Origin of the sequence: Litorisediminicola beolgyonensis, assembly GCF_042679605.1 — a bacterium.
Taxonomy (GTDB): Bacteria; Pseudomonadota; Alphaproteobacteria; order Rhodobacterales; family Rhodobacteraceae; genus Litorisediminicola; species Litorisediminicola beolgyonensis.
Genome location: NZ_JBHTMU010000002.1, coordinates 169,735 through 185,279, shown reverse-complemented (window position 1 = coordinate 185,279; position 15,545 = coordinate 169,735). Strand labels below are relative to the sequence as shown.

Genomic DNA, 15,545 nt, shown 5'->3' with positions numbered 1-15,545 from the left:
CGGCGGGCTGACCGGCGCGGCCGCGGTCGATCTCGCGCGTCAGGCGCTCGCCGACGCGCCCGCATTCGCGGTGGTCTTCGCCGCCGAAGCGCTGCTCTTCGCCGCCGCCGCGGTGATGGCAGCCCGCATCATAGACGGGCCGCGCCCCGCCAGCGCCGCTCTGCAACCGGGGGAATGAAGATGTACGATGTCGTAGTCGTGGGCGGAGGCCCGTCGGGCGCCACCGCCGCCGCCGATCTGGCCAGGGACGGCCACAAGGTCGCGCTTCTGGATCGCGAGGGTCGGATCAAACCCTGCGGCGGGGCCATTCCCCCGCGGCTGATCGCCGATTTCGACATCCCCGAGGACCAGCTCGTGGCGCGCATCACCACCGCGCGGATGGTGTCTCCCACGGGGCGTCAGGTCGACATTCCCGTCGAGGACGGCTTTGTCGGCATGGTCGATCGCAAGGATTTCGACCCGTTCCTGCGCGCCCGCGCCGAAGACGCGGGCGCCACGCGTTTCACCGGGACCTTCCTCAGGATCGACCGAAATAACGGCTGGCCCAGGGTGATCTTCCGCAACCGCGAGGGCCGCGAGCAGCATCTGACCACCCGCCTGATCGTCGGCGCGGATGGCGCCAAGAGCCGGGTTGGCCGGGCCGAAGTGCCGGGCGCCGAGGACGTGCCGCTGGTCTTCGCCTATCACGAGATCGTCGCCGCGCCGCGCGACCTCGCGCTCTACGATCCGGTCCGCTGCGACGTGATCTATGACGGCCGCATCTCGCCGGATTTCTATGGCTGGGTCTTTCCGCATGGCGACACCTGTTCGATCGGCATGGGCACCGAGCGGCCCGATGTCGACCTCAAGGACGCGACCGCCGCGCTGCGCGAGGCCTGCGGGCTCTCAGAATGCGAAACGCTGCGCAAGGAAGGCGCGCCGATCCCGATGAAGCCGCTCAAGCGGTGGGACAACGGGCAGGACGTGCTTCTGGTCGGGGACGCGGCGGGCGTCGTCGCGCCCAGCTCGGGCGAGGGTATCTATTACGCGATGGTGGCGGGCCGCGCCGCGGCGACCGCGACCGCCGCCTGCCTGGCCTCGGGGCGGCCGCGCGACCTGGCGCTGGCGCGGAAGATCTTCATGCGCGAACACCGCTCGGTCTTCCGGGTTCTCGCCTCGATGCAGAACGCCTATTACCGCTCGGACAGCCGTCGCGAGCGCTTCGTGTCGCTCTGCCATGACATCGACGTGCAGCGCTTGACCTTCGAAGCCTACATGAACAAGAAGCTCGTCAAGGCCCGCCCCCTCGCCCATCTGAAGATCGGGTTCAAGAACCTGGCGCATCTCTCGGGCCTGGTGCGGGAGACCCATGTATGACGCTCATTCCGGCCTGGATCGACGGCACGCTGACGCCGGTGGACAAGCTCGCCGCGCATGAGCGCGGCCTGCGCCACAAGGCGATCTCGGTCTTCGTGCTGCGCGGGCCCGAGCTTCTGATCCAGCGCCGCGCGATGGGCAAGTATCACACGCCCGGGCTCTGGGCGAATACCTGCTGCACCCATCCGCATTGGAACGAGACGCCCGAGGCCTGCGCGACCCGCAGGCTGTCCGAGGAGCTCGGCATCACCGGCCTGGCGCTGACACGGCGCGACCGGATCGAGTATCGCGCCGATGTCGGCGGCGGGCTGATCGAGCACGAAGTGGTCGATCTCTTCACCGCGGATGCGCCCGCAGGGCTGCGGCTCGACCCCGATCCCGCCGAGGTGATGGAGACGGCCTGGGTGACGCTCCCCGATCTTCGCGCAGAGATCGCGTCTGAGCCCGCGCGCTTCACGCCGTGGCTTCGGATCTACCTGGCGGAGCACGACCAGCGCATTTTCCCGGCGGATCTTCTGGCCTCGGCCTGACGGCAAGATCGACCCTGTTCCGGCCGGATCGCGCGCCGCGACGGCCTTATCTCAACCCGAAAACGTCTCGGCATAGCGCTCGCGGAGCGCCGCCTTCTGGACCTTGCCCATGGTGTTGCGCGGCAGTTCCTCTTGCAGCACCAGCTTGCGGGGATGCTTGAAGCGCGCCAGCGCCTCGGAGCAGGCCGCCATCATCGCATCGAGATCCGGCTCGGCGCCGGGGTCCGGCACGATCACCCCGAGGACGGTCTCGCCGAAATCGGGATGCGGCACGCCGATCACGGCGCTTTCCAACACGCCGTCCTGATCGTCGAGCACCATCTCCACTTCCTTGGGATAGATGTTGTAGCCGCCCGAAATGATCAGGTCCTTGTTCCGTCCGACGATCGAAACATACCCATCCTCGTCGATCTGTCCGAGATCGCCGGTGATGAAGAACCCGTCCTCGCGCAGCTCGGCGGCGGTCTTCTCCGGCATCTGCCAGTAGCCCTTGAAGACGTTGGGACCGCGCACCTCGATCTGGCCGACCTCGCCCTGCGGCACCTCATCGCCGGTTTCCGGGTCGCAGATCTTCAGCTCCACCCCCGGCAGCGGGAAGCCGACCGTGCCCGCACGACGCTCGCCGTCATAGGGGTTCGAGGTGTTCATGTTGGTCTCGGTCATGCCGTAGCGTTCGAGGATGCGGTGACCGGTGCGCTCTTCGAAGCGCTTGTGCGTCTCGGCCAGAAGCGGCGCGGAGCCCGATACGAACAGCCGCATGTTCGAGGCGACGTCCTTGGTGAACCGCTCGTCGTCGAGAAGCCGCGTGTAGAAGGTCGGGACGCCCATCATCGCGGTCGCGCGCGGCATCGCCTCGAGGATCGCGTCGAGGTCGAACTTCGGCAGGAAGACCAACTCGCCGCCCGCCACCAGCGTCACGTTGGTGGCGACGAAAAGCCCGTGCGTGTGGAAGATCGGCAGCGCGTGGATCAGCACGTCTTCATCGGTGAAGCGCCAATGCGCGGCGAGCGTTTCGGCGTTGGACAGAAGGTTGGTCTGGGTGAGCATCGCGCCCTTGGACCGCCCCGTGGTCCCGGAGGTGTAGAGAAACGCGGCCAGATCGTCGGCGCTGCGCGAAACCGTCTCGAACGTGGTGGATTGAGACGCGGCGCTGTCCATCAGCGAGCCCGACCCGTCGGCATCGTGTGTGTCGATCCCCGCGCCCAGACGCTCGGCCATCGGCGCGAGCGTGCCGCGCTTCGCGCTGTCGCAGACCAAAAGCTTCGCGCCGGAGTTCTCGACGAAATAGTCGAGCTCGCCTGCCGTGTAGCCGGTGTTGAGCGGCAGAAAGATCACCCCGGCCTGAGCCGCGCCCGCATAGAGCGCCAGCATCTCGGGGCTCTTCTCGACCTGCACCGCCATCCGGTCGCCGGGCTCGAGGCCACGCGCCACAAGCACATGCGCGATCCGCGCGGCGGTCTCCAGGAACACGCCATAGGTCAGGGTGCTGCCATCGGAGAAACGCAGGAAGGTTCGGTCGGATCCGGCGTGGCGGCCGAACAGGGTATCGTAAAGCGGATTGCTCATCGCGTCCTCCTGGGAAGCGGGCTGGGATGCAGGATCAGGCGGGCGCCGGTGCGGCGCTGGCCGCGAGGCGCGTGACATCGGGGGCGGCGACCACCTCTTTCTGGGCCGCGAAACGCTCGTGGTTCGTCGCCACGCGCGCGGTGTCGTAGAGGTAGTTCACCATGGTGCCAAGGCTTTGGCTGCGCCCGTTCTCGGACAGGTCGGCCTCGGCATGGACGGCATGGATCATCGCGCCGTTGCCGAGGTGGAAGCGGGCGACCGGATCGCGGGGCAGGCCGTCGGGGCGCTTAGCGTGCAGCAGGTATTGCGCCGCCAGCGCGGCCTGCGCGCGTGGCTCGTTCGGCGGCGTGATGCCTTCGTCGGACATCCAGCGGCAGAGGCCCGGGATCGGCGAAAGCGTCACGAAGGTCTTGAGCCCCGGCAGCGTCACCGAAAGATCCGAGACCACCTGCTTGATCAGCGAATTGCCAAAGGAGATGCCCGCGAGACCCGGCTGGCAGTTGGAGATCGAGTAGAACACCGCCGTGTCGGCCAGTTCGGGATCGAGCGGCGCGTGCCCGTCATCGAGCAGGCGCTGGATCGAGTTCGGCACGCCCTGGGTCAGCGCGACTTCGACGAAGATCAGCGGCTCGTCCGGCATCGCGGGATGGAAAAAGGCGAAGCAGCGGCGGTCGGGCGGCGCGAGCCTGCGGCGCAGATCGTCCCAGCTGGCGATGGCGTGCACGGCCTCATAGGCGATGATCTTCTCGAGGACCTGCGCCGGGCTTTCCCAGTTGATCGGCCGTAGCACCAGGAACCCGCGGTTGAACCAGCTCCGGAACAGGTGCTTGAAGTCCAGGTCCAGCGCCGCGAGCGCCGGGTCCTTGCCCATCAACCTCAGCAGATCCGCGCGCATGGCGACCAGGTGGCCGGTGGCGCCGAAAAGCTGGTTCAGACGCCGGATCAGCTCTTGCCGGGGCGGCTCGGCGGCGGCGGTGAAGGCGCGGTAGCTCTTGCCCGAGGGCTCGGCCTCATACGCGCCCAGCGCCTCGCGCACCGCAGCGGGGTCGAGGTTCAGATCGCCCGCGAGGTGCCGGAAGAACGCGATGCGCCCCTCGTCGTCGAGCGCCGCGTAGCGGGCGAGGATCTTGCGCGCCGCGGTCAGGCCCGAGGTCTCGTCCCTGGCCGAGACAAGCTCGCGCGTCAGCCGCTCGATCGGCTCGCCATCGGCGCGTGGTCCTGCGCCCAGCCTGTGGCGGCGTTCGAAAACCGTCGAGAGAAGATCGCCGAGCAGGGTCATAGCGCCGGTCCCATCACCATGTCGGGCAGCCAGGTGGCGATGCCCGGGAAGATGCAGAGCAGGACGATCGCGATCACCATGCAGGCGACGAAGGGCAGAGACCCCATCAGGATGGTCTTGAGCGAGATGTCCGGCGCGATGCCGTTGATCACGTAGAGGTTGAGCCCCACCGGCGGCGAGATCAGCCCGATCTCCATGTTGATCGTCAGGACCACCGCGAACCAGATCGGGTCGAACCCGGCGGTGGTGATGATCGGCAGAAGGATCGGCGCCGCCATCAGGATCACCGCGACCGGCGGCAGGAAGAAGCCCGCGATCAGGAGAAAGACGTTCACCGCCCCCATCAGCACCCAGCGATTGACGTCGAGCGTGCCGATCCACTCCGCGATGGACTGGGTGATGAAGAGCGAGGACAGCATGTAGCTGAAGACGCCCGCCGCCGCGATGATGAAGAGGATCATCACGCTCTCGCGAGTCGAATCCCGCAGGATCGTCCAGATCGCCGAGGGGCTCCAGAGCTGGTAGATCACCATCGCGATCACCATGCAGAGAAGCGCGCCGACCGCCGCCGTCTCCGACGGCGTCGCGATGCCGCCATACATGGCATAAAGGACGCCGAGGATGATCGCCAGGAAGGGCAGGACGCGCGGCAGGATCTCGAGCCGCTGGCGCCAGGTGTAGCTGCCCGCGGACAGCACGCCCGCATCGCCGGAGCGCCAGGTCGAATAGAGCGACCAGGCCATGAAAAGCGCGACCAGCATCAGCCCCGGAAGGACGCCCGCGAGGAACAGCCGCCCGATCGAGGTCTCGGTGGCGATCCCGTAGACGATCATCGTGACCGAGGGCGGGATCAGGATGCCGAGCGTGCCGCCCGCCGCGATGGAGCCCGCCGCGACCCCGTCGGGATAGCCGCGCTTGCGCATCTCGGGGATGCCCATCTTGCCGATGGCGGCGCAGGTCGCGGGGCTCGATCCGCTCATCGCGGCGAAAAGCGCGCAGGCCCCGAGGTTCGAGATGACAAGACCGCCCGGCACCCGGGTCAGCCAGCGCTCGAGCGCCTCATAGAGATCCGCGCCCGCGCGTGTCGAGGCGATGGAGGCGCCCATGATGATGAACATCGGGATCGACAGGAGCGCGAAATTGTCGAGCTTTCCAAAGAGGATCTCCGGCATCAGCTCCAGCGACCGCGGCCCGTCGAAGACGATCAGGAACAGGGCCGAGACGATCAGCAGGCCGACGGCCACGGAGACGCCCGAGAAGAGAACGACGATGGTGATGATGGCGACGATGGCGCCCAGAAGCAGCGGGTCCATCAGCTGTCCTCCAGCCCGAAAGGTTTGTCGATCCCGGCGACGACCGCGTAGAGGTCAGCGACGAGTTGCAAGAGGAACAGCCCGAGCCCTACGGGCAGCGCGAGATAAGGCTTCCAGAGAAGCACACCCCAGACCGTGTCCGACCGCCAGCCCCGGTCCCACGCGAAGTGCCACCACTCGTAGCCGTACCAGAGCATGATCGCAACGATCACGCAGGAGACGGCGAGCATCCCGACCGCGAGCGCCTTGCGCCAGCGGGGCGACAGGGCCAGGGGCACCAGGTCGACATTCACGTGACCGCGCAGGCGCTGGACATAGGGCAGGCCGATCAGCGTCGCCGCGATCATCAGGTAGACCACGGCCTCGGTCTGCCAGATCGTCGAGCCGTTCAGCACGAAGCGCACGAAGATCATCTGGCAGGTGATCGCCACCGCGATGACGATCATCGCCGCCGAGCACCAGCCCGCCACGGTCGAGATCGCGGCGACGGTGCGGAGAAACGGGTTGCCGCCTGTCCGCGCGACAGAGGGATCGTTGATCGTTCCGGACATGCGGTCCCTGTCCTTCTTGTTTGGGGAGGCCTCTCCCGAGGGTCCGGGGGACACGCCGCCCCCCGGCACCGGACCCGACAGAATGCGGGCCGTGACGGATCACTCGACGGCGAGCGCCTTGTCGAGCAGCTCCTGACCGCCTTCGGTCTCTTCGACGAAGGCCTTGTAAGAGGTCTCGGCCGCGATCTCGCGCCAGGCGTTGAACTCTTCCTCGGTCATGTCGTCGATCTCGACACCGTTATCCGCGAAGACCTGGCGGCTTTCGCCGTCTTCCTTCTTGGCCTCTTCCAGATAGAAGGCCTGCGCCTTGGCCGACGCATCCAGAAGCGCCTGCTGCTGCTCTTCGCTCAGGCCCTCGAAGGTCGTCTTGTTGATGAGCATCGGCTGATACATGAACCAGAGCGCATATTCGCCCGGAGGCGTGTAGCAGGCGACCTGCTCGTAGATGCGGTAGCTGACGAAGGACGAGGACGAGGTGTTGGCCGCGTCGAGAACCCCGGTCTGCATGGCGTTGTAGATCTCGGAGGACGCCATCGACGCGATCGAGGCGCCGGCACCGGCGAGCATCTGCTCAAACGCCTTGCCCGCGGCGCGGGTCTGAAGGCCCTGCACGTCTTCGGGCGCGGTGATGCAGCCCTCCTTGCCGGCGAACCCGCCCGCGAGATAGCCGTGGACCAGCACCATCACGTCATCTTCGGCCATCCGCTCTTCGAGCGCGTCCATGAACGGGCTCTCGACAAGCCGCGCGGCGTGGTCGTGGTTCTTCACGAGGCCGGGCATGAGCGTGAGGTTGTAGGCGGGCTGCTGGCCGCCGGCATAGGACAGCGGCAGGACCGTCATGTCGAGCTGACCGCGGCTGAGCGGCGTATACTGCTCGCGCGCCTTGAACAGGGACTGCGAGGGGAAGATCCGGAGCTCCAGATCGACGCCTGCGGCGGCGATTTCGTCGGCGACCATCTGGGCGACCTTGTGACGGACGTCATTCTCGGACCACTGGTGCGACAGGCGAAGCTGCGCGGCATCGGCGGCGGACACGGTCGCGGCAAGCGCGACCGTCAGTGCGGTCAGTGTGCGTTTCATGGTTTCCTCCCTTGAACTCGGCTGAGTATGACCGAGTCCCTCCGCAAGTCAACTTCTTGTATACAAGATTTGGGAAATTGCATTTTTGAACGGCCGGGAGTAGCCTTCTCACATGGAACAGCGCCGCGCTGACAGCATTGCCCGGATTCTCGAAGAAGAGATCTTCGACGGCACCCATCCCGATGGCACCCGCCTCGACGAGGTGCGTCTGGCGCAGCGGTTCGGTGTCTCGCGGACGCCGATGCGCGAGGCCCTGCAGAGGCTGTCGCTCTCCGGCCTGGTCGAACAGAAGCCGCGGCGTGGCGTCTTCGTGCGGCAGCCGAGCCCGGTCGAACTGATCGAGATGTTCGAGGTCATGGCCGAACTGGAAGCGGTCTGCGGCCGCCTCGCTGCGCTCCGGATCGACGAGGCGGCGCTCGAAGAGTTGGCCGACGCCAACACCCGCTGTCGCGATGCCGCCGATCGCGGTGACGCGGATGGCTACTACCACGAGAACGAGCGCTTCCATCACATTCTCTATCGCGAAAGCGGCAATGCCTTTCTCGCCGACGAGACGCGCAGCCTTCACCGTCGCCTGAAGCCCTTCCGCCGGACGCAGCTGCGCCTGCGCGGGCGAATGGACCAGTCTCTCGCCGAGCATGACGAGATCCTCGCAGCCCTCTCGCGCGGAGACGGGGCCGCCGCCGCCGAAGCGCTGCGGAGCCACGTCGCGATCCAGGGCGAGAAATTCCACCGCGTCTTGGCCGGACTGAAATCCGCGGCCGAGTGACGGTCCCGGTGGCCTAGAGCCACAGACCCGCGAAGATCACCACAAGACCGGACAGGCAGAGACCCATTGTCGGCAGGGGCTTCCGCGCACCGATCAGACCCGCCGAAAGCAGCGTCAGTCCCAGCCCGATCCGCGCGGCAGCGAAGAGCGCCAGCGCAGGCGCGTCGGCCAGCGCCAGAACTCCGGGATTGGCGACCATTCCCAGGGGGATCACGTAGAGCCCGACGCCCAGCGCCATCGCGGTCAGCGCCACCTTCAGCCAGTTCTCCCCGATCATGCCCGCGGCGATGAAGACCGCGCCGCAGACAGGTGGGGTGATGGTCGACAGGAGCGCGAACCAGAAGACGAAGAGATGCGCCTGCAGCGGCTCAAGACCCAGCTCGACGAGCGCCGGGCCCGCGACCGAAACGCAGATCACATAGGCCGCGGTCGTCGGCACTTCCATGCCGAGGACAAGGCAGGCCACCGCGGTCAGAAGAAGCGACGGCCACAAGAGCCCGCCCGACCCTTCGAGGATCAGCGAGGTGATCTTCACCCCGAGCCCGGTGATCGACAGCACGCCGATCACGATGGAGGCGCAAAGGATGATCGCGGCGATCATCGCCACCTGCTTGGCCGCGGTCAGAAGCGCGGTCTCCAGCCGGGCGCCGATCTCGGGCAGGCGGACCCGCAGCGATCCATCGGTCAGAAGCAGGAGCGCTCCGGCGAGGATCGCGAGCGCCGCCGCGTATTCCGGCGTCACGCCCGAGACGAACATGCCCCAGAGCAGCACCGAGAAGGGAAAGAGGAAAAAGAGCGACGTGACGATCACGTCGCGCCGGGCCGGGCGATCCTCTTCGGCCACGCTCTTCAGGTCGAAGCGCCGCGCATAGGCGTTGATGCCGACCCAGACGGCCAGAAAGTAGAGCACCGCCGGGAGCGCCGCGGCGGCCATGATCTGGGTGTAGGGAACGCCGGTCAGCTCGACCATCACGAAGGCGCCCGCGCCCATCAGGGGCGGCATGATCTGGCCGCCCGACGAGGCGACCGCCTCGACCGCCGCGGCGAGCCGCTTGGGATAGCCGAGCTTTGTCATCGCCGGGAGCGTGATCGCTCCGGTCGAGGCGACATTGGCCGAGGCGGAGCCGGAAATCGACCCGAACAAGGCCGAAGACAGGACCGAGACCTTGGCCGCCCCGCCCCTCAGCCGTCCGGCGGCGGATGAGGCCACGTTCATGAACCCCTGCCCCGCCTCGCCCGCGTTCAGGACGGCGCCGAAGATGACGAAGATCGCGACGACATTGACCGACACGCCGGTGAGCGTGCCCCAGATGCCGCCCTCGGCGATGGTCAACGTGCCCAGGAAGGACGCGAGCGGCGTGCCCGCATGGCCGAACTCGCCGGGAATGTGCTGACCGAAGAGCCCGTAGGCGAGCGCGGCGGAGGCCACGAGCGGCAAGGGCCAGCCGATGGCCCGGCGCGCGGTCTCGATCACCACGACCAGGAGTACGATCGCGACCCCGGTCTGGAACCGGCTCTCGAGAAAGCCGTACTGGTCGATCAGCCGGTCGCTCTCGACCGCGACCCAGAGCGCCGCCGCGACCCCGATCACCGCCAGAACCAGGCCGGAGCCCAGCCGCCACCGCCCCTCTGCGCCGTAGACCAGCGCGAACGGCAGGATCAGCGCCATGTGCAGGGGCCGCGCCACGAGGTTCGGCACCAGCCCGCTGAAGACGAGACCCAGATGGAACGCCACAAGAAGCGCGGCGAGCGCCAGCCAGAGAAGACGGGAGGGGGAAAGGGACATGGGGTCAGTCGAAGGGGCGCGGGCACGCGGGGCGCCCGCGCGCGTCGATTATTCGGAGGCGGTGACGGTCATGCCCGCCTCGTTGTAGTAGCGCAGCGCGCCGGGATGGTAGGCGCCGGTGATGTTCGCCATCAGCTCCGGCGTGACCCCGGCCCACCAGGGCGAGGCATCCGCCATCTTCGCCTTCTGCTCCCAGTAGGTCTTGGTCAGCGCATAGGCGGTGTCGTCATCCATCGCGGTCGTCGTGAAGGCCGCGACCGGAAGCGAGGTGGTGACGATGTCGCTCCCCTGCCCGGCATAGGTGCCCGCGGGGATCACGAGCTTGGTGCGCCCGGTCTCTTCGACCTCGGCGTCGCTCATCGAGATGACGGTGACCGGCATTGACGCCGCCACCTCGACCACGTTCGGCGCCGGGAAGGAGCCCGCCGTCACGAAGCCGTCGATCTGCCCGTTCTTCAGGGCCGCGACGGCGTTGGAGAGCTCGGCATCGGCGATCTCGACGCTGTCGGTCAGCCCGAAGAGACCCAGGTATTTCTCGCCCTCGGTCGCCCCGAACGATCCCTTGCCGAGCAGGATCGTCTTGCCCTCGAGATCGGCCAGCGACGTGGCGCCGCTGTCGGCGGACATCACGAAATGCATGGTCAGCGACGGGATCGGAAAGAGCGCGCGGATCTCGTCGAATTTCGGGTCGCCCTTGCCTTCGAACATCGCCTTGCCGCCCTGGGCGAGGCCCACGAGCGCGGGCGGCGTGGTGAAGACGTAGTCGCCGCCCCGGGCGCGCACTTCCATCACGTTCTGAACCGAGCCCTGGCTCTCCTCGACGGTGACCGAGATCTCGCCGTCGGTTCCGGCCTTCATCGCTTCGGCCAGTTCGACGCCCATCTGGTAATAGGACGAGCCGGTCTTGGCGGATTTGTAGGTGACACGGGTTTCCGCCGATGCGGCCCCGGCAATCAGCCCGAGCGCCAGCGCGGCGGAGACGAATTTCGCGTTGATCATGAGACATCCTCCCTGGTCCGGGACCAGTCGCCGGTCCCTCTGCATCGGTTGTGGGCCGGGAATTGGTGAATGTCGAGACGCGTGAGGCTCAGGCCCGGAAGGCGACCACCCGCGCCTCGCGGCCCAGCGCCAAGAGCGCCGTCGCGGCGATATCGGCCGAGGTCAGGCCCGCATCCGCGTACATCTCGTCCGGGCTCGCCTGGTCGATGAAGCGGTCGGGCAGGTGCAGCGTGCGCACCGCGAGACCCCGGTCAAGGAGGCCCTTGGCGGCCATCTGCTGGAGAACCATCGCCCCGAACCCGCCGATCGCGCCCTGTTCGAGCGTGATCAGGGCCGCGTGATGTCGGGCGAGACGGCGGATCAGGTCCATGTCGAGCGGCTTGGCGAAGCGGGCGTCGGCCAGCGTGACCGACACGCCTTCTGCCTCGAGCCGGTCGCAGGCGCGCTCGGCCTCGGTCAGGTGGGCGCCGAAGCTCAGTAGCGCGACGTCCGAGCCTTCGCGCAGCACCCGGCCCTTGCCGATCTCCAGAACCTCGCCGCGTTCGGGCAGCGCCACGCCAGTGCCTGACCCACGCGGGTAGCGGAAGGCGATGGGACCGCCCTCATGCGCGGCGGCGGTGGCGACCATGTGAACGAGCTCGGCCTCATCCGCGGCGGCCATCACGACCATGCCCGGCAGGGTGGCCATCGTGCCGATATCGAAGGCGCCCGCATGCGTGGCGCCATCGGCCCCGACGAGCCCCGCGCGGTCGATGGCGAAGCGCACCGGCAGCCCTTGCAGCGCGACGTCATGCACGACCTGGTCGTAGCCGCGCTGCAGGAAGGTAGAGTAGATGGCGCAGAAGGGCTTCAGCCCGGATGCTGCCATGCCCGCGGCGAAGGTCACGCCGTGCTGCTCGGCGATGCCCACATCGAAGACCCGCGCCGGAAAGCGCTTGGCCATGATGTCGACGCCGGTGCCCGAGGGCATCGCCGCCGTGACCGCGACGATGTCGGGATCGCGCGCGGCTTCCTGGGTCAGAGCCTCGCCGAAGACCTTGGTGTAGGAGGGCGCATTGGGCCGCGACTTGGCCTGTTGGCCCGTAACAGGGTCGAATTTCGACACGCCGTGCCCGCGATCCGCGGCCCCCTCGGCAGCGGCGAAGCCCTTGCCCTTGACGGTGCAGCAATGGATCAGCACCGGGCCTGTCGCCTGCGCCCGCGCCGCGCGCAGGACCGCCAGAAGCTGGCCCATGTCATGCCCGTCGACCGGGCCGATATAGTCGAAGCCCAGCTCCTCGAAGAGCGTGCCCTGCCCGCCTCCCATCACCAGCTGACGGGCGCGGCGCGCGCCTTCGCGCATCGGGCCGGGCAGCGCGGCCTCGACCCCTTCGGCCAGCGCCTTCATCTGGCGCAGAGGCCCGCCCGCGTAGAGACCGGAGAGATAGGCCGACATCGCGCCCACCGGTGGTGCGATGGACATCTCGTTGTCGTTCAGGATGACGAACAGCCTGCGTCCCTCGGCGCCCGCGTTGTTCATCGCCTCATAGGCCATGCCGGCGCTGATCGATCCGTCTCCGATCACCGCGACGGCGTCGCCCGTCGGCTTGCCCATGTCGCGCCCGACCGTGAAGCCCAGCGCCGCCGAGATCGAGGTCGAGCTATGCGCCGCGCCGAACGGGTCGAAAGCGCTCTCGGAGCGCTTGGTGAATCCCGACAGACCGCCCTTCTGCCGCAATGTGCGGATGCGGTCACGCCGACCGGTCAGGACCTTGTGCGGATAGCATTGGTGGCCGACATCCCAGATCAGCTTGTCCATCGGCGTGTTGAACACCGCGTGGATGGCGACGCTCAGCTCGACGACCCCGAGGGACGACCCCAGATGGCCGCCCGTCTCGGACACCGCCGAGATGACCTCGGCGCGCAGTTCGTCGCTCAGTTTCGCGAGGTCGCGGTCGCTCAGAGCCTTCAGGTCCGACGGACCGGCGACGCGGTCGAGAAGCGGGGTGTCTGGTCGGGTCATGGCGTCATCCTCCTCGGCGCTGAGAGAGTTTGGCGCCACGTCCCGATGTCGCGCAGGCGGTATCAGGACGTGGCGCCGTTCCTGTAGCCAACAGGAAGTTTCGGAGTACAGGGGCACTCCGATATCCGGTCGTCATGGGAAGGGTGCCGACCGGATCGGTGGGGACAGAGGGGCGGCCGGGGCCGCCCCCCGTGCCGTCATTCGTAGACCGGAGCCCCGGTCGTCGCGAGCTCGGGCCAATCCGAGATCACGTTCATGCCCTGCATCGGCTGCTGGTATCCCTTGTGGCAGGTCTTGCAGGCGGCCTTGGGCGCGTCGCCATGCACCGGACCGAGCCGGTTCTCGGGATACTCGGAGGCCAGCGGCACGAGGTAGTCGTTGTTCAGCTCGAGAACCATCTGGATGCCCAGCGTCTCGGTCGACCATTGCGGCGTCACCTGCGCACCGTCGTAGAAGGCGCGGGTGTTGTGACAGAAGGTGCAGTTTACCCCCAGCGAGTTCGCCACGTAGTTCATCAGGCTGAAGGTCCGCTCGGTCTGCTGCCAGGTCCGCACACCTTCGTCCGCCGGGCTCTCGGCGACATGCGCCTCGAGATTGTGGACGCCGATCTGCTCGCCGTTCAGGAGATAGGCCTCGAGCGCGTCGGAGGGCAGCGAGGTGTACTGGCTCTGCACCGTCACCCGGTTCTGGTTGGCGGACCAGCCGCTCATCGCCTCGTTGACCGGGTCGATCTTGAACCAGATCTCCGAAGGCACGTTCTGGCCGCGGTGGCAGGTGTAGCAGGTGACCCCGACCTCGGCATTGGCGTTCACGTGACCCGCCCAGTACTCGTTGATGTTCTGGGTCATCTGGATCATCCGCCGGGCGACCACCTTGGTATAGGCGTCGTCGGCGGCATAGTTGCCCTCGTCGGCACCGGCATGGCAGTAACCGCAGCCCTGTTCAGGCGCGACCCATTGGGTCATCGCCAGCATGAGCCGGTTGAAGTTGTCGGTCGTGACCTCGCCCAGAACCTGAACGTTCTCGTAGATGTCCTTGGCCAGCTCCGCGCCCTCTTCGGGCACGTAGGGCGCTTCGGTGTAGTAGTCGGCGATGGTCGGATCGGCGGTTTCGATATCGGTGACGAACTTGCTCACCACCATGCCGGTGCCCCGGGGACCGGTCTGCATCGACTTCGTGGCAAGCGGCTGGCCGAAGGCCACGAGCAGCGCCGCGACCAGGACCGCCCCGCCCGCGACCCCGACGAGGACCGCTGGTCCGAAGAGGTTTTTGGCGGGATTGTCCCTGTTCCAGCTGTTGAACCATTCAGGCAGCATGTCACTCCCCTCCCCCGATGAAGCCCTGATAGGACTGGTCGAACGCCTCGTAGCCGTACGAGCCGTCATAGGCCGGGGCGAAGCTGTGTTCCTGCGCCCAGATGAACCAGTTGTCGACGACGGTGCCGGTCAGAAGGATGCCGATGCCGCCGGTGATCGGGGTCAGAACCGCGAACCACCAGGCCCAGCGGTGGATGCCCTCCATCGTGGCGTTGAAGCCCATCGTCCAGCGCCAGAACAGTGCCGCCCGTTCGCTGGCCGTGCCGCGATCGACGATCTGTTCGAGCTCGCGGTCGCCGCCGTAGCGGGTCACGGCGAGGATCGTCGCGCCGTGCATCGCGAAGAGCAGGACCGAGCCGTAGAGGAACACGATCGAGAGACAGTGGAACGGGTTGTAATAGAGGTTGCCGTAGCGGATCGAGAAGGCCGTGGTCCAGTCGAGGTGCGGAAAGATGCCGTAGGGCACGCCCTCGGACCAGGAGCCCATGAGGATCGGCCGGAAGAGACCGAGGACCAGGAACAGCCAGATCGCTGAGCCGAAGGCCCAGAAGACATGCTTGCCCATCCGCTGTTCCTTGGCGAGCAGGTAGGATCGTGCCCACCAGCTCATCACCGCGACGAGCAGGAAGAAGCTCGCGATGATGTACCAGCCGCCATCGTCGAGCGGCGGCATGCTGAGCCCGTGTTCGGGCGAGGGCGGCTCGAGCGCCAGCCAGAAGAGCTGGCGGATGAACTCGGGGATCGACCAGCCGACCTGCGCCAGCATGTTGAGACCGATGATGAAGATCGCGAGCCCGCCGGTGGCGAAGCTGACGACGCCGGTCCAGCCCAGGTAGAGCGGACCGATCTGCGCGTTACCGAGCCAGCCGGCGAGGGTCGAGAAGCCGGGTGTCCCGATCCTCTCCTCGGCCATCTGCCCGTTGTCGTTCATCCCGAGTTCCGGCGCGCCTTGCACCTGAACCTGGTTGAAGATGTTCTGATATTCGAGCGACGGCATG

Annotated in this window: 13 protein-coding genes; 3 read left to right on the top strand and 10 right to left on the bottom strand. The window is 67.3% G+C overall.

Annotated elements, in window-relative coordinates; translation table 11 throughout:
* Nucleotides 1–180: 180 nt before the first annotated feature.
* Together ACFQ4E_RS02285 and idi are read left to right on the top strand one after the other, a co-directional pair.
* The gene (locus tag ACFQ4E_RS02285; protein WP_386801296.1) at nt 181–1,356 is read left to right on the top strand and encodes a geranylgeranyl diphosphate reductase; all 1,176 of its coding nucleotides are present in this window, start codon (nt 181–183) and stop codon (nt 1,354–1,356) included.
* Nucleotides 1,353–1,886 (top strand): isopentenyl-diphosphate Delta-isomerase, encoded by a 534-nt coding sequence (gene idi, locus ACFQ4E_RS02280; RefSeq protein ID WP_386801295.1) that lies wholly within the window; start codon nt 1,353–1,355, stop codon nt 1,884–1,886. The genes ACFQ4E_RS02285 and idi overlap by 4 nt, the downstream gene beginning before the upstream one ends.
* A 51-nt stretch (nt 1,887–1,937) precedes the next feature.
* Here the strand turns inward: idi and ACFQ4E_RS02275 are convergent, their stop codons facing one another.
* From ACFQ4E_RS02275 to dctP, 5 genes are all read right to left on the bottom strand, one after another.
* Nucleotides 1,938–3,452: a malonate--CoA ligase gene (locus tag ACFQ4E_RS02275; RefSeq protein ID WP_386801294.1), complete on the bottom strand. Its 1,515-nt coding sequence runs from the start codon at nt 3,450–3,452 to the stop codon at nt 1,938–1,940.
* Nucleotides 3,453–3,486: 34 nt separating this feature from the next.
* Nucleotides 3,487–4,731, bottom strand: coding sequence for a malonyl-CoA decarboxylase domain-containing protein (locus ACFQ4E_RS02270; RefSeq protein WP_386801293.1), 1,245 nt, complete (start codon nt 4,729–4,731; stop codon nt 3,487–3,489).
* Nucleotides 4,728–6,044, bottom strand: coding sequence for a TRAP transporter large permease (locus ACFQ4E_RS02265; RefSeq protein WP_386801292.1), 1,317 nt, complete (start codon nt 6,042–6,044; stop codon nt 4,728–4,730). Before ACFQ4E_RS02265 ends, ACFQ4E_RS02270 begins: the two co-directional genes overlap by 4 nt.
* Nucleotides 6,044–6,595, bottom strand: coding sequence for a TRAP transporter small permease (locus ACFQ4E_RS02260; RefSeq protein ID WP_386801291.1), 552 nt, complete (start codon nt 6,593–6,595; stop codon nt 6,044–6,046). Before ACFQ4E_RS02260 ends, ACFQ4E_RS02265 begins: the two co-directional genes overlap by 1 nt.
* Before the next feature lie 99 nt (nt 6,596–6,694).
* Nucleotides 6,695–7,675, bottom strand: coding sequence for a TRAP transporter substrate-binding protein DctP (gene dctP, locus ACFQ4E_RS02255; RefSeq protein ID WP_386801290.1), 981 nt, complete (start codon nt 7,673–7,675; stop codon nt 6,695–6,697).
* Between the two features lie 112 nt (nt 7,676–7,787).
* Here dctP and ACFQ4E_RS02250 point away from each other — a divergent pair, with 112 nt between their 5' ends.
* A complete protein-coding gene (locus ACFQ4E_RS02250) occupies nt 7,788–8,444 on the top strand; it encodes a GntR family transcriptional regulator (protein WP_386801289.1) in 657 nt (218 codons plus the stop codon).
* A gap of 13 nt (nt 8,445–8,457) precedes the next feature.
* Here ACFQ4E_RS02250 and ACFQ4E_RS02245 read toward each other — a convergent pair whose 3' ends face one another.
* From ACFQ4E_RS02245 to pufM, 5 genes are all read right to left on the bottom strand, one after another.
* On the bottom strand, nt 8,458–10,230 hold the full coding sequence (locus ACFQ4E_RS02245; RefSeq protein WP_386801288.1) for a TRAP transporter permease: 1,773 nt from the start codon (nt 10,228–10,230) through the stop codon (nt 8,458–8,460).
* 48 nt (nt 10,231–10,278) lie between these two features.
* Complete coding sequence (locus ACFQ4E_RS02240; protein ID WP_386801287.1) at nt 10,279–11,229, bottom strand: TAXI family TRAP transporter solute-binding subunit; 951 nt, start codon at nt 11,227–11,229, stop codon at nt 10,279–10,281.
* 88 nt (nt 11,230–11,317) lie between these two features.
* Nucleotides 11,318–13,231, bottom strand: a complete 1,914-nt coding sequence (dxs, locus tag ACFQ4E_RS02235) for a 1-deoxy-D-xylulose-5-phosphate synthase (RefSeq protein ID WP_386801286.1) — start codon at nt 13,229–13,231, stop codon at nt 11,318–11,320.
* 197 nt (nt 13,232–13,428) lie between these two features.
* Nucleotides 13,429–14,547 carry a photosynthetic reaction center cytochrome PufC gene (gene pufC, locus ACFQ4E_RS02230; protein ID WP_386801285.1) on the bottom strand — a complete coding sequence of 373 codons (1,119 nt, stop codon included), beginning with the start codon at nt 14,545–14,547 and terminating at the stop codon, nt 13,429–13,431.
* A gap of 1 nt (nt 14,548) precedes the next feature.
* Nucleotides 14,549–15,544, bottom strand: a complete 996-nt coding sequence (gene pufM, locus ACFQ4E_RS02225) for a photosynthetic reaction center subunit M (RefSeq protein WP_386801284.1) — start codon at nt 15,542–15,544, stop codon at nt 14,549–14,551.
* Nucleotide 15,545: the final 1 nt, after the last annotated feature.

What these genes read in the sequence shown, in the direction of transcription:
- ACFQ4E_RS02240 (WP_386801287.1), bottom strand. Translation starts at nt 11,229, where the DNA reads ATGATCAACGCGAAATTCGTCTCCGCCGCGCTGGCGCTCGGGCTGATT.
- ACFQ4E_RS02250 (WP_386801289.1), top strand. Translation starts at nt 7,788, where the DNA reads ATGGAACAGCGCCGCGCTGACAGCATTGCCCGGATTCTCGAAGAAGAG.
- pufC (WP_386801285.1), bottom strand. Translation starts at nt 14,547, where the DNA reads ATGCTGCCTGAATGGTTCAACAGCTGGAACAGGGACAATCCCGCCAAA.
- ACFQ4E_RS02265 (WP_386801292.1), bottom strand. Translation starts at nt 6,044, where the DNA reads ATGGACCCGCTGCTTCTGGGCGCCATCGTCGCCATCATCACCATCGTC.
- ACFQ4E_RS02275 (WP_386801294.1), bottom strand. Translation starts at nt 3,452, where the DNA reads ATGAGCAATCCGCTTTACGATACCCTGTTCGGCCGCCACGCCGGATCC.
- dctP (WP_386801290.1), bottom strand. Translation starts at nt 7,675, where the DNA reads ATGAAACGCACACTGACCGCACTGACGGTCGCGCTTGCCGCGACCGTG.
- ACFQ4E_RS02270 (WP_386801293.1), bottom strand. Translation starts at nt 4,731, where the DNA reads ATGACCCTGCTCGGCGATCTTCTCTCGACGGTTTTCGAACGCCGCCAC.
- idi (WP_386801295.1), top strand. Translation starts at nt 1,353, where the DNA reads ATGACGCTCATTCCGGCCTGGATCGACGGCACGCTGACGCCGGTGGAC.
- ACFQ4E_RS02260 (WP_386801291.1), bottom strand. Translation starts at nt 6,595, where the DNA reads ATGTCCGGAACGATCAACGATCCCTCTGTCGCGCGGACAGGCGGCAAC.
- ACFQ4E_RS02285 (WP_386801296.1), top strand. Translation starts at nt 181, where the DNA reads ATGTACGATGTCGTAGTCGTGGGCGGAGGCCCGTCGGGCGCCACCGCC.
- dxs (WP_386801286.1), bottom strand. Translation starts at nt 13,231, where the DNA reads ATGACCCGACCAGACACCCCGCTTCTCGACCGCGTCGCCGGTCCGTCG.
- pufM (WP_386801284.1), bottom strand. Translation starts at nt 15,544, where the DNA reads ATGCCGTCGCTCGAATATCAGAACATCTTCAACCAGGTTCAGGTGCAA.
- ACFQ4E_RS02245 (WP_386801288.1), bottom strand. Translation starts at nt 10,230, where the DNA reads ATGTCCCTTTCCCCCTCCCGTCTTCTCTGGCTGGCGCTCGCCGCGCTT.